Origin of the sequence: Chryseobacterium soldanellicola, assembly GCF_900100115.1 — a bacterium.
In the GTDB taxonomy this organism is placed as follows: Bacteria; Bacteroidota; Bacteroidia; order Flavobacteriales; family Weeksellaceae; genus Chryseobacterium; species Chryseobacterium soldanellicola.
The window spans coordinates 564,721-583,703 of sequence record NZ_FNKL01000003.1; the positions used below are offsets into that span (position 1 = coordinate 564,721).

Here is an 18,983-nt window from a genome sequence, read left to right on the forward strand (position 1 = left end):
ATGAACCTCCCCTTAAAAATACTTCCTGCAGACATATTCCACGGTGGTATTTAAAAGTTTATTTCTATTCAGATAAAACTCAAGCTCCTGGTAATCTTCTGAAGTAACTGTAATATGCAATTGTACCGAACCAAAACTACGTCCGTTAACATACTCTACGTTAGCCGATAACACCCTGTGACAGATCCCGAATTGATTGTAAATGGTATTCATCAAATGTTCAAATTTCATTTTCCCATTCAATTCTATTTCCAGCAACAATTCTTTTTTGGGCAGGCCGACCGTGTTCTGTAAAACCTGCAAACTTGGACTTGGTGTAATCATAACGAAGTATTTTTTGGTTAGACTTTTCTTGATTTAATTCATCTCATTTGTTTAAATCTTTGACAAAAATATAAAAAATTATTACTCTACCAAATTAGTAGACTAATAATTTTTAATTTTAACACTTTTCTTTATTTATTTTTTAAGTTTCGGCTAAAGCCTTTTGTTATAAAAAAGAAAAAACGGGCTTTAGCCCGTTCCTATTGATATGTATTGTCATGAATATATTGACGTTTATTTTCAAACTAATTCCTAATTCCTAATTCCTAATTATTTTAATTCTTTCCAGTTTATCCGAAGCAGCCAATCCGTTGGGATTACAGCCTAATTCACCTTCCGGAACCTTGAGATTTTTCTTTTGATAAAATTCCTGCCAGAATTCATTGGTTTTTCCGGTTTTCGGATCGATGAAAGTCATCGGCTCCAACTTGAAAATATGATTTTTCCTGAATGCTCTTTCAATAAAATCTGAGCAGTAATACGAATTTTCATCCAAAATATAATTGAAATTGTATGGTTTTCCCAACATTGAATGGGCTTTTTCAATCGCGGAAGGAATTGTGCTCTGAAATTGAGGTTTTAATCGATAGACAATAACAGTTTGTCCGTCATTAGTCTGATCTTTAAGAAAATCTTTTACATTTTGCTTCTGAGAACCTCCTTTTGGAGCAGCATGAAGAACAAAAAACTGATTTCCATCTTTTTCTAAAATTCCGATATGATCAAAGGAAGCGTTTTTTTGCTTTTGCGTTACATTATTGATCGCTCCTGAAAGTCCGGTTGGTTTTGCGGTGACAAAAAGTAAATCACCGTTTTTTAATCCTGAAGTTTGCGCATTTTTACAATGTAAAATTAAACTTAAAAGGAAAATAAGCGCAATTATTTTCAGGAAAAAATTATTTTTTAAAATTTGATTCATAGGTATTAATCCAATCTTCAACAGTCATTTTTTTGCTTAATTCTGCTATTAATTCTAACGGAATATCATCCATTTTTTTGAAACGGACGCAGGATTTTCCCATATCCAGCTTTCTTTTTGAATGCTTTGGAAATTCTTCTGTGAACCAGTTTAAAAGTTCCGGCTTGGCATACATTCCCATGTGATAAAATGCAATAAAATTCTTCTGTGAAGCCAATGACATAAACGGAAGCGGACTTCCCGGCGTGCAATGATAACCTGCAGGATAAGTTTCTAAAGGCACCGCCCAGCCAACCATTCCGTAGCTGATATTATTGGTAAATCCTTTTGGCAAATTATCATTAATGGTATCAAATATCTTTTTGAAGATCTCCTGTCTTTCTTCAGGAATCTTAGAAATATAATCTTCTATGGAAACTGCGGGAATTTGCATTGTACTTTAATTTTGGAAATTTCAAAATAACAAAAATTATGTTGATCCTCCATATATTTTTTTGATTATTATAAAAAAGCAGCTATACAAAAAGTATAGCTGCCGGATTAATTATAATTATATATACGTGTTATTGCTTGATCGCTTTCACAACCGATTGTGAACCGTCTTTAAAAGTAACTGTTACTAAATATAATCCTGTTTTAAGTGTGCTTAAGTTAAGCTCTTTACTAGGTTTATCAATGGTAGTTACCACTCTTCCGGATACATCAGTTACCGTTACAGATTTCAGATCTTTATCATCAGAAATGTATAAAACATCTTTGAAAGGATTCGGATGAACCGCTACTTTTTTCTTGGCATTCACTTCAGAAGTAGCCAGCGGAGTAGATTCTACAGTAAAATTATCGACATAGAAGTTATAATCCTGAGGATCATCTACCGGGCCATCACTTGCGTACATCGCAAAAACAGTATTTGCGCTGTTATACCCTACTAAATCGTAAGTATAAGTTGTTGAAGTGTTTGAAGGCGCCTCAGCTGCAGTCCATGTCTGAAGAACATTCCATGTACTTCCACCGTCATTGGAAACCAGAAACTGTACAATATCATCAGAACCCATTGCCGAAGCAGCTGTTCCTGTATATGCAGTTACTCCATAATCGAATTTCACTCTGTAGCCTCCCGCAGAAAGGTTAAACGGCGTGGTTTTCATCCATCCGGTTCTGTTTGTTGAATAAAGATTAAATCTTGCAGCACCTGTAGTTGTATTATTTAAGAACCCATCCTGTATCCAATATGCGCTTGTCCCGGTTGGCCCTGTTGAAGGTGTACCACCTGAAAGACTCAAATTCCAGCATCCGCCAGGGAAAGGGCTAAATGTATTGGTATAAGCAGGAACTACAGCTCCACATAAAGTAGTAAATGTCCCTGAGAATGACCAAACGCTTTGGCTTGTAGATCCGCTACAATTTGTTCTTACCCAATAATAGTAAGTTGTTGTCGGATTTAAACCTCCAATCGTATAAGAAGTTCCGCTTACGTTCGGAATGCTTGGCGTTGTTGCGCTATTTGGTGCTGTATTTGTCGTGCTGTAATAAATATCATAGCTCGCAGCTTGCGTTGTTGCGGGAACCGTCCATGATACCTGAGCAGAATTTGCAGAAAGTGTTCCTACAGGCTGTAAAGTCGGAGCCGAACAATCTGTATAAGCATCCGCAGAAAAAGCAAAAATATTAGAAACTCCGGTTGTTGTTCCCACTTTCGTTACCGTTACACTTTGGATAGGTTTTGTCTGATTTGCGGCATCAATCGTCAATAAAGCCTGGTAAAGTCTGGGATTCGTTGTACTTGACTCTAAAACGTCCGTCAGTCTGCTGATTCTTCCGATACCCTGAATAGCGTAGTTTGAACCATTATACCAGTCGGTAAGGCCAATATTAGAAAAAGTCTGAGTGGTATTGTCCGTAAAATTTACCACAACATCAACATTGGACGTTCCACTGCCGCTCGTTGACAGCATATACAGCTTAAAAGCAGCTTTAGGGGTTGCAAAAGTAAGCGTTCCGGTTTCACCTGCATTGGCAAGCCTTAAAGAATTATTACCCGACAAATTTCCCATCTGATAGCTCAGTCCCGGAGTACCTGCAACCACAGAATTAATAATTCCATCTACAGGAATACCATAAGTTATCACCGGGCTTGTTGGTGTCAGCTGAAAATCTCTCGCTACAAAAGCAAAATTAACCCCATCTACATCAATAGTAGTGGAAACGGTAGAAGAGCCAACCCCGTTTGCAATAACATCCGCTGAATAACCACTAGAAATTGGCATCGTTTGAAAGTTTTGTGCCATTACTGCAGAAGCAGAAAAAAGAGCCATCAAATTTAAGACTCCAAAAAATCGATTTATTTTCATATTACTTAGTATTATCGCTGTAAATTTATAAAAAAAACAATATAAAAAAAGTTATTTTAAAAATTTACCATGCTATTTTAATTAAATATCAATAATAATTCAAAACAAAAATCAAATCACGATAACAAAAACAACAATCATGGAGATAAAATACATTAAAATTGATGTTAAAAATCAAATATTTACACAAAATCATCATTTAAGTTATATTTTGAAACAATTTTATTATTGAGAAATTAAATCTTATTTTTGCCATACAAATTTTTTTGAACAATGCCGAAAATTTCAAACAGAGCACAACATATGCCGCCTTCGCCGGTAAGAAAACTGGTTCCTTTTGCCCTTAAAGCAAAACAAAAAGGAATAAAAGTATATCACCTCAATATCGGGCAACCAGATATTGAAACCCCGGAAACGGCTCTTAATGCTTTAAAAAATATTGATTTAAAAGTATTGGAATACGCTCTTTCTGAAGGTAACATCGAATACAGAAAAGCACTTACAGAATATTATCACTCGCTGGATTTCACAGATCTAACGCCGGATAATTTCATTGTGACTAACGGAGGTTCTGAAGCGTTGAACTTCGCCATCTCTACTTTGTGCGATGATGGTGATGAAGTTATCATTCCTGAGCCTTATTACGCCAATTACAATGGTTTTACAAGTACATTTAATGTAAATGTGGTGGCAATTCCGTCAACGATTGATACCGGTTTTGCACTTCCTCCGATTGAAGAATTTGAGAAAAAAATCACAGATAAAACGAGAGCAATTATCATTTGTAATCCGGGAAATCCGACAGGTTATCTTTACACTCGTGATGAACTTCAAAAATTAGCTGAAATTGCTGTTAAGTATGATATCGTAATCATTTCAGATGAAGTTTACAGAGAATATGTGTACGACGGAAAACAGCAGGTTTCTATGCTTGCTTTCCCTGAATTAAGTGAAAACTGCATCATTATCGATTCAGAATCAAAACGTTACTCAATGTGTGGTGTAAGAATCGGCTGTTTGATCACCCGTTCTAAAAAAATCCATGATGCAGCGATGCTTTTTGCACAGGCAAGATTGAGCCCGGTTCTTTTAGGACAAATTGCTGCAACTGCCGCTCATCAAAATGACGGCGCATATATAAGAGCTGTAAGAGAAGAATATACGCACAGAAGAAACGTTTTGGTTGATTTACTGAACGCTATTCCGGGGGTAATTTGCCCAAAACCAAAAGGAGCTTTCTACTGTGTTGCCGAACTTCCGGTTGACGATACAGAAAAATTCGCCCAATGGCTGCTGGAGAAATATTCTTTCCACAACGAAACGATTATGGTTGCCCCTGCAGGCGGATTCTACAGCGATCCTGAATTAGGAAAAAAACAAGTAAGAATCGCATACGTTTTAAAAGAAGAAGACTTAAGGAAAAGTGCAGCCATTTTAAAAGATGCCCTTGAAAAATATAAATTGGAATTCAGCCTTTAATTAAAACTTTACTATAATGTCAGCAATAAAAAATCTTGGTTTGAAAATTTTCTCCCCAATACTTTTATTGCTGATTTTTTTTTCCTGTAATAATAAACAGGACGAAAAAAATTCTCCCAAAAACCCAAATGAGATTACTTTTATCGGCTACTCAGATGTTGGCGGAACTTTAGGAGATTATAAAATTGTTAAAGTCACAAAAGATTCCATTCATCTGGAGCAAGGCGTTGCAAACAATAAAATTCACAAAGAATGGCATTCCGCAATCACTCCTCAAATCTGGAAAAACATCTCTTCAACCATTGATGTCCGAACTTTAGACAAGATCAAAAGCTCGCCCAGCAAACAATCCGTAGACGGAATTGATGAAACCTTCCAGATCAGAACTCCGAAAAAATCTCACGTTTATGTAAATTCTTATATTGATACTATTCATTATAAACAATTTCAGGAACTTAAAAATCAACTAGAAATTATCCTTCCCAAAGGAAAATAATCACGATGCAAGAAAATTTTTCCCTAAAACACTACAACACTTTCGGTGTAAGCGCAAAAGCAAAATATTTCGCAGAAATAAATAATGTTGAAGAATTAAAAGAAGCCCTCAAATTTTCAAGGTCTCAAAATCTTAAACTCCTTTTTCTTGGAGGCGGAAGCAATGTATTGTTTACTCAGGATTTCGAAGGATTGGTTATTAAACTTAATTTAAAAGGGATTTCAGAAGAAAATATTTCCGAAAATGAAGTTTTGGTCACTGCAAAAGCCGGAGAAAACTGGCATGAGCTTGTGATGTATTGTTTAAATAAAAACTTTGGCGGACTCGAAAATCTTTCATTAATTCCCGGAAACGTAGGAACATCACCAATGCAGAATATCGGTGCCTACGGAACCGAAATCAAAGACGTTTTTGTTGAATGTAAAGTGTTGAATCTTAAAACGCTGGAAGTTGAAACTTTCAATCTTGAGCAGTGTAAATTCGGATATAGAGATTCTATTTTTAAGCAGGAAGGAAAAGGTAAATATGTGATTTTGGAAGTTTCATTTAAACTGTCAAAAAAGAATCACAGAATTAAAACTGAATACGGAGCTATTCGGACAGAATTGGAAAATTTAAGCATTAAAAATCCTACTATTCAGGATGTTTCCAAAGCTGTCATCAATATCAGACAAAGCAAATTACCCGATCCGAAGCAAATCGGAAATGCAGGAAGCTTCTTTAAAAATCCGACAATTCCTTTAAGCCAGTTTGAAAATTTAAAACAAAAATTTGAAAATATTCAAGGCTATCCGAATGGAGATTTTGTAAAAGTCCCGGCGGGCTGGCTGATTGAACAATGCGGCTGGAAAGGAAAACAAATTGGAAACGTAGCTTCACACCAATTACAATCTTTAGTTATTATAAATGCAACCGGAGAAGCCACGGGAAAGGAAATTTTTGATTTTTCGACGGAAATTATTAATTCGGTGAAGGAAAAATTTGGAATTGAACTGGAAAGAGAGGTTAATATTATTTAAGCAATCAACCTTGTCAAAGTTTAAAACTTTGACAAGGTTACTATAATCGTCACATTACAGATAACATCATAAAAAAGCAAAATAAAATAACACACAAATATGAAAATCGCTATTCTCGGAGCAGGAAATATGGGCTTATCCTTTTCAAAATCATTTTTGAAATATGAACTGATAAAACCTGAAAACCTCCATTTAATCACAAGAAACGAATCTAAAATTTTTAAAATATCAGAAGAATTTCCGAAATCTAAGATCTCGATCTTTAATGATGTTAAAGAATTGGATGCGGATTTAATTATCATTTCCGTAAAACCACAGGATTTTAAAAATGTTGCTGAAAATTTTCAGTTTAAGCTTAAAGAAAATCAAATGATTTTGTCAATTATGGCGGGAATTAAAATCAAAAAAATTCAAAATCTACTAAACCATCCGCTTGTCGTAAGAGCAATGCCAAACTCTCCAACTCTTCTCGGAATGGGTATTACAGGTTATACTTCTGCGCAAGGAATTTCTTTCAGCCAGTTAATTAATATTGAAAGATTATTAAACTCAACGGGAAGATCGGTTTATCTGGAAAACGAAGAATTACTGGACGGCGTCACAGCCCTTTCCGGAAGCGGACCGGCTTATTTTTATTACATCGTTGACGCCATGATAAAAGCAGGAACAGAAATGGGAATTGACGAAAACCTGTCAAAACTTTTTGTAGAGCAGACCATGCTTGGCGCTTATCATTTAATTAATAATTCCGATAAAAATCTGGAGGAATTAATTCAGGATGTAGCTTCAAAAGGCGGAACTACAGAAGCCGCTTTAAGGAGTTTTGAGGAAAATAACCTTAAAGATATTTTAAAAGCCGGAATTCTGAATGCAGAGAAACGCGCTAAGGAATTGAATGGATAAAATTAGAGATAAACCATTTAAACAATCCAGCTTACAAATCGTTTTTCAATAATTCCTTTAATCAAAAAACCTAAAAACACCCCAAAAGTATTCATCAGAATATCATCCACTTCAAAAATTCCCATTCTCGTAAAATACTGAAGCGTCTCAACAATCGTGATTGCCGGAATAAAAGCAAAAATTAATGTTTTTAAGTCTTTAAACCTCGGAAAAATCCAACCAAGAAACCCAAAAGGTATAAACATTACAATATTACCTAACACAATAATGAGAATAACTTTTAACGAGATCGTATCCTTAATAAAGTCTATGGTTGAAATAATCGGCTTTATTCTCAACAAATTATCTTCGTACTGGAACCTGCCCATTCCCAAAAACATCAGGTAAAGCAAAAACAGAGTATAGGGAATGATAATAATTTTATAAAATTTCTTTAACATCGATTGCAAATTTATTCATTTCAAAAACATTAAATTTGTGTGTTAAATAAATTTAATGAAGTACGTTTTACTTACGCTCATTTCAGCGATGCTTTTATCCATATCGTGGCCGACTTATGGTGTCCCGTTTTTTATATTTTTTGCCCTTGTTCCGCTTTTAATGATGGAGCACGGAGTCTCAAAATTTTCCGGTTATAACAGGAAAAGCTGGGTGGTTTTCGGACTATCCTACTTATGTTTTGTAATCTGGAATATTGTAACGACAGGCTGGCTTTATGGCTCCAAAAATCCCGACGGAAGCCATTCTATGATGGCGGTTGTATTTCCGGTTTTGGTAAATTCTTTTTTATATTCTCTGGTTTTTCAATGCTATCATTGGTACAAAAATGCACAGGGAACGTATTGGGGACTGGGATTTTTGATTGCCATCTGGATGAGCTTTGAAAAATTCCATATGTCTTGGGAGCTGACATGGCCCTGGCTGAATTTAGGAAATGTTTTTTCAGAATATCCGAAATTCGTTCAGTGGTACGATACCTTGGGCGCAACAGGCGGAAGCTTCTGGATCTTAGTGATTAATGTACTGATATTTTATACGGTAAGAACCTGGGAAGCAGGCAGAAAAAGAAAAGATTTAATTAAAAACACTTCAATTGTTACTGCTTTGATTATTCTTCCGATGATTATTTCGTTCGTTAAATATAATAATTTTAATGAAAAACCGATCGGACAGGTGAATGTTTTAATGCTACAGCCGGATCTTGATCCTTATGGTGAAAAATATTCAAAAGACAGCTTAACGATTTTAACTGATCTTTTAGATTTAGCTGAAAAAAATTCAAAAGGAAAAATAGATTATTACATTGCCCCCGAAACAGCGCTTCCCGGAAGAGGCTCTATTTCCGAGACGGCTTTCGAGAAAAGCTATCTTTTAAACAATATTAAAGGATTTTTATCAAAACATCCGGGTTCTGTTTTTAATACCGGAATTTCCTCACACCGTTTTTTTACAACCAATAAAAATTTACCTGTAGAAGCATATCAACTGAATCAGGGACTTTGGGTTGAAAGTTTTAACTCTGCGATTCAAATTGTTCCGAACAAAAAAGTAGAAGTTTACCATAAAGGAAAATTGGTTCCTGGAGTTGAAATTTTCCCTTATATGAATGTTTTAAAGCCACTTTTAGGCAATGCGATGTTAAATTTAGGTGGAACAGTTGCTTCCTTAGGAACTGACAAAGAAAGAGTTGCCTTTTCCAATCCTTATAATAAAGGCAAAATTGCTCCAATTATTTGCTATGAAAGCATTTATGGCGAATTTGTGGGTGATTATGTAAAAAAAGGAGCCAATTTCTTAGGAATTATGACGAATGACTCGTGGTGGGGCGTTACAGAAGGGCACAAGCAGCTTCTTTCTTATGCAAAATTAAGAGCGATCGAAACAAGAAGAGAAATCGTACGCGCCGCAAACAGCGGGATTTCCGCACATATTGATGCAAAAGGAGAAGTTACAGCCGATACTTTTTATGAAGATAAAACCACTTTATTCGCAAAAGTGAATCTTTATGACCAGCAGACTTTTTATACAAGAGCGGGCGATTTATTATCAAGATTTTCGATTTTTGCATTGGGATTTTTATTGTTTTATTTTTTAATTAAAAGATTTCAGAATAGGATTCAAAAGAAAAAAGCTTAGGATTTTAAAATATTCCCCATAAATAAACATAAAGCTTTTGCAGTTAATTTATTTAAGTTTTGGCTAAAGCCTATTGAACATTTTAAATTATTTAAACGGGCTAAAGCCCGCTCCTATTGATATTAAGCACTGTATTTTTTTTCAATTTTAAAATTTATAATTCTAAATCTTTTTGTTGAGATTTGAAAACATAGCTATTTATAAGTCATTGAATTTTCAACTTAAATCAATCGTATTAATCAGCAAGTTATTTATAAATATTTTCTAAAAGATTTGTCTATCTAAAAAATTCTTCGTTATTTTGCACTCTCAAATATTATACAAATAAGAACATCGAGATATGTCAAGAATTTGCCAAATAACAGGAAAGCGTGCAATGGTTGGTAACAACGTTTCTCACGCTAATAACAAAACGAAGCGTCGTTTTGAAATTAACTTATTGGAGAAGAAGTTTTACCTTCCGGAGCAAGATAAGCACGTAACACTGAAAGTATCAGCTCATGGATTGAGAGTGATTAACAAGATTGGAATCGAGGAAGCTATTGAAAGAGCGACTAGAAACGGATTGATTAAAAAGAATTAATAAATCATGGCAAAAAAAGGAAACAGAGTTCAAGTAATCCTTGAATGTACAGAGCACAAAGAAAGCGGTATGCCAGGAATGTCAAGATACATTTCTACAAAAAATAAAAAGAACACTACAGAAAGATTGGAATTGAAAAAATACAATCCGGTTCTTAAAAGATCTACCCTTCACAAAGAAATCAAGTAATTTATAAATATAATTTACCATGGCAAAGAAAGTAGTAGCAACCCTACAAAGCGGACAGTCAAAAAAAATGACTAAAGTTGTGAAAATGGTGAAGTCTTCTAAATCAGGAGCTTACGTTTTCGAAGAAAAAGTAATGAATGCAGACGAAGTTGACGGTTATTTGAAAAAATAATCTCCACTTTATTTACAATATAAAAAACTACTCATCTTTTGGGTAGTTTTTTTGTTATCTTTGTTATAAAGAGAGACACACAACATCTTATATCAAATCTAAATTCTAATATGAGTTGGTTTAAAAACATTTTCAAAAAAGAAGAAAAAGAAACTTTAGATAAAGGACTAGAAAAATCCAGTCAAGGTTTTTTTGAAAAAATGACTAAAGCCGTAGTCGGCAAAAGCAAAGTAGATGATGAAGTACTGGATAATCTGGAAGAAATACTGATCGCATCCGATGTCGGCGCATCTACAACCATCAAAATTATAGAAAGAATTGAAGAGCGTGTTGCAAGAGATAAATATGTAAGTGTAGGCGAATTAGATCAAATTCTTCGTGACGAGATTTCAGGTTTATTGCTTGAAAACCCTCATGCAGGAACCGGAAATATAGATGAATCCAAAAAACCTTACGTCATCATGGTTGTGGGCGTAAACGGTGTAGGAAAAACTACAACAATCGGAAAACTTGCCCATCAGTTTAAATCAGAAGGTAAAAAAGTTGTTTTGGGAGCTGCAGACACCTTTAGAGCTGCTGCTGTCGATCAATTAACGATCTGGAGTGAAAGAGTCGGCGTTCCTATTGTAAAGCAGGATATGGGCTCTGATCCGGCGTCCGTTGCCTTTGATACTGTTCAAAGTGCAAAAGCGCAGGGAGCGGATGTTGTCATCATTGATACAGCCGGAAGGCTTCATAATAAAATTAACCTGATGAACGAGCTTTCAAAAATTAAAAGAGTAATGCAAAAGGTAATTCCTGATGCGCCTCACGAGATTTTATTGGTGCTTGACGGTTCTACAGGACAAAACGCTTTTGAGCAGGCAAAACAGTTTACAGCCGCAACAGAAGTAAATGCATTAGCAGTAACAAAACTTGACGGAACAGCAAAAGGAGGCGTTGTAATAGGCATTTCCGATCAGTTCCAAATTCCCGTAAAATATATTGGTGTCGGTGAAAAGATGCAGGACCTGCAATTGTTTAATGGTACGGAATTTGTTGACTCATTCTTCAAGAAAAGATGATTTTTATCATGTTTTCCCTATATTAATAAAAACAAATTCATTAAAATATTAACAATTAAAAATTTGAACTATGGGATTTATAACATGGATTTTATTCGGTCTTATTGCGGGTGCAATTGCAAAACTGATCATGCCGGGAACTCAGGGAGGAGGCTGGCTTATCACAATTATCTTAGGAATTGTGGGAGCTTTTATAGGTGGTGCAATTGGAGTTTACGTTCTTCATTGGGGTGATGTAACGTCTTTCTGGAATCCTAGAAGCTGGATTCTGGCAATTGGAGGGGCTTTAATCGTACTCTGGATTTATGGAATGGCAACGAAAAGAAGCAGCTAAAATATTTACATAAAAAAAATAAAACGGCGGATTTGAAATTCAAATCCGCCGTTTCTGTGTACAATATAATTTAGTTTAGTTTATCTTAATTTGATAAGGCATTTCCATTTTAACCTCAGATTGCAGCTTTCTTTTTTCTATCACCTGCTGTAATATCTCATAATTTGCATTTCCAATTTTATTTTTAATCACTCTTGCAGAAATATCATCTTCATTAAAATCTTTGAAAATCTGCTCAAACGGAGACATGCTTTTTGGATAAGAAGCGACATGATAAGATTTTAAGCTGGCTTTTTGAGCAGCATATTTTACAGCGTCATTCAACGTTCCCAGCTCATCCACCAAACCGATTTGCTTGGCTCTTACCCCGCTCCAGACTCTTCCGCCACCGATATTATCGATCTGCTCAAAAGTTTTTTTCCTGTTTTGTGTCACAAAATGTACAAATCTTTTGTATGTTCCTTCTACGCTTTTTGTAATTAAATTTACCCCATAAGGAGTAACACCATTCAGAGCAGAATAATATTGAGAATTGGCATTTGTAGAAACAATATCTGAACGAATCCCGTTTTTATTTGCAATATCTTTATAATAAGGAATCACTCCAAAAACTCCGATCGAGCCGGTTAATGTATTCGGTTCAGAATAAATTTTATCTGCTGCCATCGCAATATAATACCCTCCTGAAGCCGCATAATCCCCGAAAGAAACAACAAGTGGTTTTGTTTTTTTCAGTTGCTGAAGTTCAAATAAAATTTCATCAGACGCATTGGCACTTCCTCCTGGTGAATTAATCCTGAAAACGACCGCTTTTACCTTATCATCTTTTTGGAGATCTTTGATATATTTAATATAAGTTTCAGAATTGATATCATTGTAATTATCACCATTATTAATAGAGCCCGAAGCATATAATACCGCTACTCTATCTCCGGATTTTTCGCCTTCAGCATAAGAGCTGATGTAGCTGCTTAATGATATTTTGTTTAATTTATCTTTTTCTTTTAAGCTTAATTTAGATTTAATAATTTCATCATATTCGGTTTTCTGGATTAATTTATCCGCCAGTTTATATTTTAATCCCAACTCAGGAATCATCCCGTATAGACTATCTACAACGGTTCTGAACTGTGCCGTATCTATTTTTCTTGATGCAGCAATTTTCGTTGAAGTATTTTTCCAGATATCATTTAATAAAGTACCCAATTGCTCTTTATTTTCAGGTGAAATATCGTTTCTGATAAAAGGCTCGACTGCAGATTTAAATTTTCCGTGACGGATAACCTCGATCCCGATACCATATTTTTCAGCAAAATCTTTAAAGAAAGTAACTTCAGTAGCAAGCCCCTTCAACTCGATCATTCCTGATGGATTTAAGTAATACTGATCCGCGACAGATCCCAAATAATAAGCGGATTGGGAAACTCCATTTCCATACGCATAAACAAATTTTCCGCTTTTTTTGAAATCCTGGATTGCGTTTCGCAAATCGTCAATTTGTGTAATTCCCGCATTCAGGACATCAGCTTCGATACTTATCCCTTTTATGTTATCATCATCTTTTGCTTTATATATTGCTTCAATAGCATCATATATAAGAATATTTTTCTTTTGATTACTTACATTAAATAATCCGGTTTGCTCCTCAGTAGGGCTGTCTATAATGTTTGTCTTTAAATTTATAGTTAATACAGAATTCTTTTTTACAGTGACCGTTTTATCGCTGCTCATCGAGCTAAACACGAGCAACATGATAAAAAAGAAGAAAAATACGGCACATAATATGACAATAGCAACTATATTTGCCAGGACGTTTTTAAAAAAACTTTTCATAAATCAATCATTTTCTAATATGTCGCAACATAAAGTGGTTTTGTTACTCGGAAGTAATCTGGGAGATCAAAAAAAAAATTTGGAGACAGCCCTTGAAAAGATCAGAGAAAAGGGAATAGAAATATTAAAAATTAGTGAATTTTTAATATCCGAACCGGTAGAGTTTGTCAGTTCCAATATTTTTTGTAATATTGCAACAATAATATTTACAGATCTTTCACCAATTCAACTGCTTGATTTTGTTAAAAGTATTGAAATTGAGATGGGAAGATTTAATGATTCAAAAATATCCGGAGGCTATACTGATAGAATAATAGATATAGATATCATTAAGTATAATGAAATTAGGTTCACATCAGAAAGGTTAGAAATCCCTCATAAAAAACATCTTTTTGAAAGGGAATTTTCTAAGATATTATTAAAAAATTTATAAAATAAAACATAAAACATATTGTATGAAATTAGGTTTATTATTATTGGCCGCTTTGCCTATTGCTACTTATGCTCAGGACAGTATTAAAGTTAGTTCATCTAACGAGTACCCAAATACTTTCTCCTCAGGCTCAGCCAATGTCCAACCTTTCGACAACAAGGCTAGAAGATTTAACGACTGGTCGGTCTCGGTAGGGGGTGGTGCAGCATTTATGGTTCATTCGGATCTTAGATCTATAACTAAGGATAAGACGAATTGGGGATATAATGCGTATGTAAGCTTGGACAAGCAAATTTCCCACACATTTGGATTAAGCCTTGCTTATCAAAGAGGTGAAACTAAGCAACAAGCTCAGTTAGACGGTGCTGCAGGAATCGCAGCAGGTATTGGTCACGCTAATACTAAGTATAATCAAATTGCTTTAATTGGAGACATCAACTTCTCAAACTTATTAAGAAGAGTTGATAATCATTCTCCATACAGATGGGCTTTACACGGTTATGCTGGTATCGGTTTCCAAAACTTTAATACATCTTTGCATGACAACAACGAATTCAGATGGAGTACATCACCTGCGAGAGTTCCTCTTTTTATTGATCAGGAGCTTAATATTGCATCGTTCTACTCTCAATTCGGTCTTGGTTTGAAATATAACATTTCCAACCGTATTGATATCGAAGCGAGAACAATGTATATCATCAGTGGTGATGATGAATTTGATGGTGGCGGTTGGGCTGGCCCTGCTGACTATGATGTCAATTCTAAAGTCTCTAAGTATAACATGATCAACGATTCCCGTTCAGATAATATGTGGACGGTAAGTTTAGGTTTATCATTTAAGCTTGGAAAACATATGTCTCATTTAACGTGGCATGATCCTTTGCAGGAAGCTTATTACAGAGCAAATGTTCTTGAAAACGCTTCTACAGATTTAGTAGTTTGTGAAAAAGGAGATAATGACAACGATGGAGTATGTGACGACTGGGACAGAGAACTGAATACTCCTGCAGGAGCAAGAGTTGACGGTGCCGGTGTTGCTTTAGACATGGATCTTGACGGAGTTATCGATTTATATGACAAGTGCGTTACTGTTCCTGGATCACCTGATAACAATGGATGTCCTACAGGCAAATAATCAAAATCTAAAGTAAAGTAAATAGCTTACTTTAAAAAAAATAAAATCATTTAATTAACTAAATAAAAAATACACTATGAAATTAAGTTTAGCAATTGTTGCACTAGCATTAGCTGTTCCTACAGCAGGCTTTGCACAAGACTCAACGGCAGTTTCAAACGGAGAATATCCAAATACGTTTTCTTCTGGTTCTGCTAATGTTTCTCCCTTTACCCAAAAATCTAAAAGATTCAATGATTGGGCAATCTCTTTTGGTGCTGGTGTACCACTTGTTCAATCTGCCGATTTAACTTCTATTAAAAACGGTAACGGTAAAAACCTTTTTGGTTATTCTGCTTACGTTAGTATTGATAAGGCCATTACTCATGCTTTTGGTATTAACTTACAATATGATAGAGGGGAAACAAGACAAGGATGGTTCAATACTAAAGATGCAGCCCCTTCAAATGCTTCAGCATATCAGCAGGTGGGTGCAAGAACTCAATATGATGCAATCTCAATATTAGGAGATATCAACTTCTCAAACTTATTAAGAAGAGTTGACAATCATTCTCCTTACAGATGGGCTCTACACGGTTATGCAGGTATTGGTACTATAGCTTATAGAGCTTATCAAAAGGATGAATCTGGCCAAAGAATGGTAACTGAATTGAAACCTTTCAAATTAGGATCTATGTTTGCTCAGGCTGGTGCTGGTCTTAAGTTCAAAGTTAACAGAAGATTAGATATCGAAGGTAGATTAATGTATGTAGTTACAGGTGATGATGAATTCGATGGTGGAGGTGCACAGTACAGTGCAATCAACCAACGTGAAGAGCAAACTTCTGATAACTTCTTCAACGCTACTTTAGGTGTTTCTTTAAAATTAGGAAAACACGAATCTCATTTAATGTGGCATGACCCATTACAGGAAATCTATTACAAATTAGATGTTTTAGCTAACAAAAACCAAGATATTGAAGTTTGTAAAAAAGGAGATGCTGATAATGATGGCGTTTGCGACGATTGGGACAGACAACTTGATACTCCTGCAGGTGCAAGAGTTGATGGTGCCGGTGTAGCTTTGGATACAGACTTAGACGGAGTAATTGATCTTTACGATAAGTGTGTAACTGTTCCTGGACCTGTTGAAAACAACGGTTGTCCTACAACTCCTCCTGTAACACCTACGAAGGTTGATGATACAACTAGAACTTTAGAAGGAATTGAATTCGATTTAAATTCAGATAGAATCTTACCTTCTACTACGCCTATTCTTAATAATGCTGTTAGTTATATCAACTCTTCAAACGGTGCTTATACTGTGATCGGAGCAACTGATACCAGAGCTTCTGATGCTTATAACCAAAAATTATCAGAAAGAAGAGCAAATAGCGTTAAGAATTATTTAATCAAAAATGGTGTTGATTCTTCTAAATTAAACGCTGTAGGTAGAGGTGAAAAAGACCTTAAATATCCTGAGTGTGAGCCTGCTACTAAATGTCCTGAATGGAAAAACAGAGCAAACAGAAGAGTTTACTTCGAAGCTAAATAATAAATATTATTTAAATTATAATAAAGTCACGCATTGCGTGGCTTTTTTTGTTCCAAACTTTTCCTATTTTTACCTTATGATTTCTTCACAGGATTTTCAACAATTAAAATATGAAACCCTTAAACATTTTTGGGGTTACGACAGTTTCAGAGATTCCCAGGAAGGGATTATTGATGCTGTATTATATGAAAAAGATACATTGGCTCTTTTACCGACTGGAGCCGGAAAATCACTCTGCTATCAACTCCCTGCATTGTTAAAGGAAGGCGTATGTCTCGTCATTTCACCCTTATTGGCTTTGATGAAGGATCAGGTTAATCAGCTTAAATTTAATCAGATTGAAGCAGAATATTTATCTTCAGAATTAGATGAATTTGATTCCGAAGTAATTTATAACAGATGCAAAGATGGCCTTACAAAATTGCTGTATGTCTCACCCGAAAGATTGACCAATAAACAGTTTTTACAGAATATTGAAGAAATTCAACTGTCATTTATTGCGGTAGATGAAGCACATTGTATTTCAGAATGGGGGCAGGATTTCAGACCAAGCTATCAGAATATCAAGGAATTTAGACGAAATAATCCCGAAATCGCATGTCTGGCTTTGACGGCAACAGCCACTCCAAAAGTTTTGGAAGAAATTAAAACTAAACTGGAGCTTAAAAATCCCACGATTTTTCAAAAAAGCTTTAAAAGAGAAAATATAAAAATCTTTACCGAAGAAGTTTCTGATAAATATCAGCGTATCTTAAATATTCTAAAATACGCAACAAAATCAGGAATAGTGTATGTAAGAACAAGAAAAGAGGCAGAACAGCTTACTGAATTTCTGCATAAAAATAATTTACAGAATGTAGATTTTTTTCATGCCGGCTTAACCACGAAAGAAAAAAACACCCGCCAAAATTTCTGGAATAACAGTGCCCAGAATGTGTTAATTTCCACAAATGCCTTTGGAATGGGAATCGATAAAGACAATGTACGTTTTGTAATTCACTTTTCACCCTCCCCTTCTATTGAAAATTATTATCAGGAAATTGGACGTGCGGGACGGGACGGCAAAAAAAGTTTCGCTTTTCTTCTTTGGAATAAGCAGGAACTGGTCAATTTTGATCAGATTTTAAAAAATCAAATTCCAAATAAAGAGGAATTTCTAAAGATCATCAGTTACCTCTACTCTATTTTTCAGGTTGCCGAATTTGAATTACCTGAAAAGGTTTTCCAGTTAAATATGACTGGAATTCAGAATTTTACAAAACTATCAAAGGCTAAAATTAATAATGTTCTCACCTTTCTTCACAATCAGGAAATTATTTATTTTAATGATAATAAAAGTCTTTCGTCAATTGAGTTATTGATGAAAGCGGATGAAATTGACCAGATTCCTCAGAAAGATTCCTATTTTATAGAGCTTCTATTGCGTTCGATTTCAGGAATTACAAGTCATAAAGTCATGTTTAGCGAACAGCAAGTGAGTAATAAAATTGGAGTAAGTGTTCATTTAATCAAAGAAAGGCTTAAAGAACTTCAGCAAAAAAATTATATTGAATATATTGATGGAGCGTTGTCCAGCATTAAATTTCTAAAACCAAGAGACGAAAGGGTTATTAACAGCTCTTACTGGAAGGTTTTTGAACATATTCAAAGAAATAAAATCCAGAAATGGGAAGAAATGAAATTTTACGTTGAAGACAGTCAATATTGTAAAATGAAGCTCATTTTGTCTTATTTTGGAGAAAAAAATACCAAAAACTGCGGAAACTGTTCTGTTTGTGAAAAAAATAAACAATCCGTTTTCGGACAAAATATTTCATCGGAAATTGTAAGAATTTTAACTAAAAAGCCTGCAACTATTGAAGAGCTATCCGTTCAATTGACTTATCACCCGAAAGACAATATTCTGGAAAATTTAATTTATCTTTTAGATTCCGGGAAAATCAAAATGCTGAATTTCATGACCTACGCTTTAGCATAAGTAATGAGTAATTGGTAATGCGAAATGTTTGATGATTAATAGACATGCACAATCTTTAATTTTTTAAATCTTTTAATTTTTAAATAATTTAAAGACCCTTA

Annotated in this window: 20 protein-coding genes; 14 read left to right on the plus strand and 6 right to left on the minus strand. The window is 34.8% G+C overall.

Translation table 11 applies throughout. The features are described from left to right. Nucleotides 1-12: 12 nt before the first annotated feature. From BLT04_RS12125 to BLT04_RS12140, 4 genes are all read right to left on the minus strand, one after another. On the minus strand, nucleotides 13-324 hold the full coding sequence (locus tag BLT04_RS12125) for an NIL domain-containing protein (protein WP_089756066.1): 312 nt from the start codon (nucleotides 322-324) through the stop codon (nucleotides 13-15). Nucleotides 325-583: 259 nt separating this feature from the next. Beyond that, nucleotides 584-1,243 (minus strand): YiiX/YebB-like N1pC/P60 family cysteine hydrolase, encoded by a 660-nt coding sequence (locus BLT04_RS12130; RefSeq protein WP_089756067.1) that lies wholly within the window; start codon nucleotides 1,241-1,243, stop codon nucleotides 584-586. Further along, the gene (locus BLT04_RS12135; RefSeq protein WP_089756068.1) at nucleotides 1,221-1,676 is read right to left on the minus strand and encodes a DUF1801 domain-containing protein; all 456 of its coding nucleotides are present in this window, start codon (nucleotides 1,674-1,676) and stop codon (nucleotides 1,221-1,223) included. The genes BLT04_RS12130 and BLT04_RS12135 overlap by 23 nt, the downstream gene beginning before the upstream one ends. Nucleotides 1,677-1,806: 130 nt before the next feature. Beyond that, nucleotides 1,807-3,594, minus strand: a complete 1,788-nt coding sequence (locus BLT04_RS12140; RefSeq protein WP_089756069.1) for a T9SS type A sorting domain-containing protein — start codon at nucleotides 3,592-3,594, stop codon at nucleotides 1,807-1,809. A gap of 273 nt (nucleotides 3,595-3,867) precedes the next feature. Here BLT04_RS12140 and BLT04_RS12145 point away from each other — a divergent pair, with 273 nt between their 5' ends. The 4 genes from BLT04_RS12145 (at nucleotide 3,868) to proC (ending at nucleotide 7,491) form a co-directional block, all read left to right on the plus strand. Continuing rightward, entirely contained in the window at nucleotides 3,868-5,073 is a 1,206-nt protein-coding gene (locus BLT04_RS12145; protein WP_089756070.1) for a pyridoxal phosphate-dependent aminotransferase, read from the plus strand. Between the two features lie 16 nt (nucleotides 5,074-5,089). Next, the gene (locus tag BLT04_RS12150; RefSeq protein ID WP_089756071.1) at nucleotides 5,090-5,569 is read left to right on the plus strand and encodes a hypothetical protein; all 480 of its coding nucleotides are present in this window, start codon (nucleotides 5,090-5,092) and stop codon (nucleotides 5,567-5,569) included. Further along, on the plus strand, nucleotides 5,569-6,588 hold the full coding sequence (gene murB, locus BLT04_RS12155) for a UDP-N-acetylmuramate dehydrogenase (RefSeq protein ID WP_089756072.1): 1,020 nt from the start codon (nucleotides 5,569-5,571) through the stop codon (nucleotides 6,586-6,588). Before BLT04_RS12150 ends, murB begins: the two co-directional genes overlap by 1 nt. A gap of 99 nt (nucleotides 6,589-6,687) precedes the next feature. Further along, on the plus strand, nucleotides 6,688-7,491 hold the full coding sequence (proC, locus tag BLT04_RS12160; RefSeq protein ID WP_089756073.1) for a pyrroline-5-carboxylate reductase: 804 nt from the start codon (nucleotides 6,688-6,690) through the stop codon (nucleotides 7,489-7,491). A gap of 17 nt (nucleotides 7,492-7,508) precedes the next feature. Here the strand turns inward: proC and BLT04_RS12165 are convergent, their stop codons facing one another. Next, nucleotides 7,509-7,931 (minus strand): VanZ family protein, encoded by a 423-nt coding sequence (locus BLT04_RS12165; RefSeq protein WP_089756074.1) that lies wholly within the window; start codon nucleotides 7,929-7,931, stop codon nucleotides 7,509-7,511. Nucleotides 7,932-7,986: 55 nt separating this feature from the next. Here BLT04_RS12165 and lnt point away from each other — a divergent pair, with 55 nt between their 5' ends. From lnt to BLT04_RS12195, 6 genes are all read left to right on the plus strand, one after another. Further along, nucleotides 7,987-9,627 (plus strand): apolipoprotein N-acyltransferase, encoded by a 1,641-nt coding sequence (lnt, locus tag BLT04_RS12170; RefSeq protein ID WP_089756075.1) that lies wholly within the window; start codon nucleotides 7,987-7,989, stop codon nucleotides 9,625-9,627. Between the two features lie 340 nt (nucleotides 9,628-9,967). Next, nucleotides 9,968-10,210, plus strand: coding sequence for a 50S ribosomal protein L28 (rpmB, locus tag BLT04_RS12175; RefSeq protein ID WP_002976757.1), 243 nt, complete (start codon nucleotides 9,968-9,970; stop codon nucleotides 10,208-10,210). Between the two features lie 6 nt (nucleotides 10,211-10,216). Further along, complete coding sequence (gene rpmG / locus BLT04_RS12180) at nucleotides 10,217-10,399, plus strand: 50S ribosomal protein L33 (RefSeq protein WP_027373683.1); 183 nt, start codon at nucleotides 10,217-10,219, stop codon at nucleotides 10,397-10,399. Between the two features lie 19 nt (nucleotides 10,400-10,418). Next, nucleotides 10,419-10,571, plus strand: coding sequence for a DUF4295 domain-containing protein (locus BLT04_RS12185; RefSeq protein WP_002976755.1), 153 nt, complete (start codon nucleotides 10,419-10,421; stop codon nucleotides 10,569-10,571). A 110-nt stretch (nucleotides 10,572-10,681) separates the two neighbouring features. After that, a complete protein-coding gene (ftsY, locus tag BLT04_RS12190; protein WP_089756076.1) occupies nucleotides 10,682-11,635 on the plus strand; it encodes a signal recognition particle-docking protein FtsY in 954 nt (317 codons plus the stop codon). Nucleotides 11,636-11,705: 70 nt separating this feature from the next. Further along, nucleotides 11,706-11,969: a GlsB/YeaQ/YmgE family stress response membrane protein gene (locus BLT04_RS12195; RefSeq protein WP_089756077.1), complete on the plus strand. Its 264-nt coding sequence runs from the start codon at nucleotides 11,706-11,708 to the stop codon at nucleotides 11,967-11,969. Nucleotides 11,970-12,044: 75 nt separating this feature from the next. Here BLT04_RS12195 and sppA read toward each other — a convergent pair whose 3' ends face one another. Next, nucleotides 12,045-13,802 (minus strand): signal peptide peptidase SppA, encoded by a 1,758-nt coding sequence (gene sppA, locus BLT04_RS12200; RefSeq protein WP_089756078.1) that lies wholly within the window; start codon nucleotides 13,800-13,802, stop codon nucleotides 12,045-12,047. Nucleotides 13,803-13,821: 19 nt separating this feature from the next. On the opposite strand from sppA, the gene folK reads away from it, so the two are divergent. From folK to BLT04_RS12220, 4 genes are all read left to right on the plus strand, one after another. Then, on the plus strand, nucleotides 13,822-14,235 hold the full coding sequence (folK, locus tag BLT04_RS12205) for a 2-amino-4-hydroxy-6-hydroxymethyldihydropteridine diphosphokinase (RefSeq protein WP_089756429.1): 414 nt from the start codon (nucleotides 13,822-13,824) through the stop codon (nucleotides 14,233-14,235). A gap of 22 nt (nucleotides 14,236-14,257) precedes the next feature. Then, a complete protein-coding gene (locus BLT04_RS12210) occupies nucleotides 14,258-15,370 on the plus strand; it encodes an outer membrane beta-barrel protein (RefSeq protein WP_089756079.1) in 1,113 nt (370 codons plus the stop codon). Between the two features lie 76 nt (nucleotides 15,371-15,446). Then, complete coding sequence (locus BLT04_RS12215) at nucleotides 15,447-16,904, plus strand: OmpA family protein (RefSeq protein WP_089756080.1); 1,458 nt, start codon at nucleotides 15,447-15,449, stop codon at nucleotides 16,902-16,904. 76 nt (nucleotides 16,905-16,980) lie between these two features. After that, a complete protein-coding gene (locus BLT04_RS12220) occupies nucleotides 16,981-18,882 on the plus strand; it encodes a RecQ family ATP-dependent DNA helicase (RefSeq protein ID WP_089756081.1) in 1,902 nt (633 codons plus the stop codon). The last annotated feature ends 101 nt before the right edge of the window (nucleotides 18,883-18,983 follow it).

Excerpts from the sequence above, each read along its gene's own strand:
- BLT04_RS12165 (WP_089756074.1), bottom strand. The coding sequence starts at position 7,931 with ATGTTAAAGAAATTTTATAAAATTATTATCATTCCCTATACTCTGTTT.
- BLT04_RS12195 (WP_089756077.1), top strand. The coding sequence starts at position 11,706 with ATGGGATTTATAACATGGATTTTATTCGGTCTTATTGCGGGTGCAATT.
- BLT04_RS12220 (WP_089756081.1), top strand. The coding sequence starts at position 16,981 with ATGATTTCTTCACAGGATTTTCAACAATTAAAATATGAAACCCTTAAA.
- BLT04_RS12135 (WP_089756068.1), bottom strand. The coding sequence starts at position 1,676 with ATGCAAATTCCCGCAGTTTCCATAGAAGATTATATTTCTAAGATTCCT.
- BLT04_RS12125 (WP_089756066.1), bottom strand. The coding sequence starts at position 324 with ATGATTACACCAAGTCCAAGTTTGCAGGTTTTACAGAACACGGTCGGC.
- rpmG (WP_027373683.1), top strand. The coding sequence starts at position 10,217 with ATGGCAAAAAAAGGAAACAGAGTTCAAGTAATCCTTGAATGTACAGAG.
- BLT04_RS12215 (WP_089756080.1), top strand. The coding sequence starts at position 15,447 with ATGAAATTAAGTTTAGCAATTGTTGCACTAGCATTAGCTGTTCCTACA.
- rpmB (WP_002976757.1), top strand. The coding sequence starts at position 9,968 with ATGTCAAGAATTTGCCAAATAACAGGAAAGCGTGCAATGGTTGGTAAC.
- BLT04_RS12140 (WP_089756069.1), bottom strand. The coding sequence starts at position 3,594 with ATGAAAATAAATCGATTTTTTGGAGTCTTAAATTTGATGGCTCTTTTT.
- proC (WP_089756073.1), top strand. The coding sequence starts at position 6,688 with ATGAAAATCGCTATTCTCGGAGCAGGAAATATGGGCTTATCCTTTTCA.
- ftsY (WP_089756076.1), top strand. The coding sequence starts at position 10,682 with ATGAGTTGGTTTAAAAACATTTTCAAAAAAGAAGAAAAAGAAACTTTA.
- folK (WP_089756429.1), top strand. The coding sequence starts at position 13,822 with ATGTCGCAACATAAAGTGGTTTTGTTACTCGGAAGTAATCTGGGAGAT.
- BLT04_RS12210 (WP_089756079.1), top strand. The coding sequence starts at position 14,258 with ATGAAATTAGGTTTATTATTATTGGCCGCTTTGCCTATTGCTACTTAT.
- BLT04_RS12130 (WP_089756067.1), bottom strand. The coding sequence starts at position 1,243 with ATGAATCAAATTTTAAAAAATAATTTTTTCCTGAAAATAATTGCGCTT.
- sppA (WP_089756078.1), bottom strand. The coding sequence starts at position 13,802 with ATGAAAAGTTTTTTTAAAAACGTCCTGGCAAATATAGTTGCTATTGTC.
- BLT04_RS12185 (WP_002976755.1), top strand. The coding sequence starts at position 10,419 with ATGGCAAAGAAAGTAGTAGCAACCCTACAAAGCGGACAGTCAAAAAAA.
- BLT04_RS12145 (WP_089756070.1), top strand. The coding sequence starts at position 3,868 with ATGCCGAAAATTTCAAACAGAGCACAACATATGCCGCCTTCGCCGGTA.
- BLT04_RS12150 (WP_089756071.1), top strand. The coding sequence starts at position 5,090 with ATGTCAGCAATAAAAAATCTTGGTTTGAAAATTTTCTCCCCAATACTT.
- lnt (WP_089756075.1), top strand. The coding sequence starts at position 7,987 with ATGAAGTACGTTTTACTTACGCTCATTTCAGCGATGCTTTTATCCATA.